At 62.4% G+C, this 1800-nt stretch carries 3 protein-coding genes; all 3 read right to left on the minus strand.

The features are described 5' to 3' along the window. Window positions 1-287: ATP-binding protein (locus CN311_RS28780; protein WP_133117282.1), on the minus strand; the 287-nt coding region annotated here is incomplete at its 3' end. Then, window positions 280-1560: a DNA cytosine methyltransferase gene (locus CN311_RS28785; protein WP_097577008.1), complete on the minus strand. Its 1281-nt coding sequence runs from the start codon at window positions 1558-1560 to the stop codon at window positions 280-282. The genes CN311_RS28780 and CN311_RS28785, both read right to left, overlap by 8 nt. After that, a complete protein-coding gene (locus CN311_RS28790) occupies window positions 1557-1760 on the minus strand; it encodes a MerR family transcriptional regulator (protein WP_097577009.1) in 204 nt (67 codons plus the stop codon). Before CN311_RS28790 ends, CN311_RS28785 begins: the two co-directional genes overlap by 4 nt. Between the last annotated feature and the right edge of the window lie 40 nt (window positions 1761-1800).

Genomic DNA, 1800 nt, shown 5'->3' on the forward strand with positions numbered 1-1800 from the left:
ACTTTGGACTCGGTCCCGATCACCAGCCATCGGTCGACAAAGTCGGATGCGGACATCCCGACCCCATCGTCGAAAACCGCCGCCACCGCGGTCGCTCCGTCGAAGATGTTCAGCGACACATTTGTCGCGTAGGCGTCCCAGGCGTTCTTCCACAGCTCGCTCACCGCAGTCGGCGCGTCGGCGATTTGACCGCGGCCGAGGTGGTCGATCGTCCGCGCCCGCGTCTTAAATGAGACGTTCGACGTCGAGGACGTTGCTATCGGCTCGATCGCCACGTCCTCAGCCATGCGCGACGGCCGATGCACTAGCGAACTGCGCGGCATCCCGCGCGTCCGGCTCCGCGATGGAGGCAGTCAGATGTCGTGAGAAGAACTCTGCGAGCCTTGGAGGCACCGCGTTTCCAATCATTCGGGCGATAGGCTCGATCATATGGGTTGGATAGAAGACGTAGTCGGCCGGAAACGACTGGAGCACCGCGGCCTCGCGCAGCGAAATTCCGCGCAGCTGCTGGACGTCGAAGTGTCCGAACCGGCCATTGGAGATACTGTGGCACTTGGTCGTAATCGTTGGCGACGGGCGATCGGGGCTCATCCGAGTGTAGACATCGGTGAAACATCGCGTCTGGAGCTTAGCGTTCACTTTGCGATGACAGGCCAGCGACAGGTCCCCGTCTGGCGTGTTTTCCATATAGATATTCGACACGCCTGGCAGGGCCGCCGAGAGGCGCTTCAAGTTTAAGTCGCTTAACGAGCGAGTTTTGTGATTGGGAATCGTCGGGTCGGTCGCGCCAGCCGTCAGGGGCGGGAGATGGCCGATCGCAGTCTGGACCGTCTTGACGACGTTGTTTGGGTCCGTCTCAGGCACGATCAGATCACCCAGGCCGCCGTCGGTGAGGAAGGCAGGGTTTGCCAGCTCGCGCCGAGCAGCGACGAGGATGGAGCGCCGCCGGTACTGGGGAACCCCGAAGTTAGATGTGCAGACGACCTTGCTGCCAGTAGCGTATCCAAGCTCGCCCAACTGCGCCTTGAAGTCGTCCCAGACGCCGCCGTACTTTGGGTCGCCGATGCCTTGGACGTTTTCGGACAGAACCATCTCCGGCCGGAACCGCGCTACGAACTTGGCCGCCTCGGTCAGGAGGTTGCTGTCGCGCTCACGACCAGCCTTGCGGGCTTCGCTCAGCTCCTTGCGGGAGAGCTTCGTGAACGGCTGGCAGGGCGCGCAGATTGCGAAGAGGAGGGGCGTGCCCGGCACGCGACTGCGGTAGTGCTCGATCAGCCGCTCGAGATCGCCCTCCAGCTCTGCGTATTCGCCATCCGGATATGCGTCGGTGACGGGAAAGATGTCCCGCCGTAGGAACTTCGGGGGCGCGTAGTCGATGGTCGCATTCGAATTGTTTTCGACGTAGGTCTCCCGGCAGCGCGTGTCCTTGTCCACGCCAGCGATGACGTAGCCGCCCGCGTCGATGAGCCCTCGCGTAGTCCCGCCCGCACCGCAGAAGAAGTCCACGGCGAGAAAGTCCGGGTACCGTTTGACGACATCCTTCTTGGCGAGATCGCTCATTCCACACCCCCGACGGAGTGGGTGGAAGCCGCGACCGACTTGATGCGATCAACCTCGCCCTGATCGAAAATGCGCCAGCCATTCCGATCGCGGCGCGCCGCGTCCGCGATCTTGCCCAGCTTGATCCACCGGAGCAGGGTGGGCTTCGAGATGCCAGCGGCGGCCGCAGCTTCGGCTGCGTGCAGATGATCAGTTTGCATTATGGCACCCTCGACTGCTATTGACTATAGTCAACAGTGG

The sequence above is a fragment of the Mesorhizobium sanjuanii genome (assembly GCF_002529485.1).
Lineage (GTDB): Bacteria > Pseudomonadota > Alphaproteobacteria > Rhizobiales > Rhizobiaceae > Mesorhizobium > Mesorhizobium sanjuanii.

What these genes read in the sequence shown, in the direction of transcription:
- CN311_RS28785 (WP_097577008.1), bottom strand. Translation starts at nt 1,560, where the DNA reads ATGAGCGATCTCGCCAAGAAGGATGTCGTCAAACGGTACCCGGACTTT.
- CN311_RS28790 (WP_097577009.1), bottom strand. Translation starts at nt 1,760, where the DNA reads ATGCAAACTGATCATCTGCACGCAGCCGAAGCTGCGGCCGCCGCTGGC.